1 pseudogene (running past one end of the window) is annotated in these 428 nt (G+C 45.6%); it reads left to right on the top strand.

What is annotated here, in order from left to right:
- Positions 1–428 (top strand): annotated as a pseudogene (locus KE531_04520) (transposase); it begins 747 nt to the left of the window's first position.

A 428-nucleotide genomic window follows, 5' to 3' on the forward strand; every position in this document is an offset into this window, starting at 1 on the left:
ATCTATGACTGGCATACAGCTAGTTTCCAGGGCCGGAATAACTACTGCAAGACGGATCCGGATGCCACTTTTATGCACATGAAGGATGATCATATGAGGAATGCCCAGCTGAAACCTGGATATAACGTCCAGATCGCAGTGGACAGCGAATACATTGTGGCAGCTGGGATTTTTCAGGATCGGAATGATGTATGGACACTGGTGCCGTTTCTGAAAAACATGGAAGTGAACCTGGGATTTCGATATCCCAGTGTGACTGCGGATTCGGGGTATGAAAGCGAAGAGGCTTATGAATATCTGAAAAGCCAGGGTCAGATCCCTTACATCAAACCGCAGACCTACGAAAAATGGAAAAAGAGAAGTTTTAAGAAAGACATCAGCAAACGGGAAAATATGGCGTATAAGGAAGAGACAGACACCTACACCTG

The sequence above is a fragment of the Eubacteriaceae bacterium Marseille-Q4139 genome (assembly GCA_018223415.1).
In the GTDB taxonomy this organism is placed as follows: domain Bacteria; phylum Bacillota; class Clostridia; order Lachnospirales; family Lachnospiraceae; genus CABSIM01.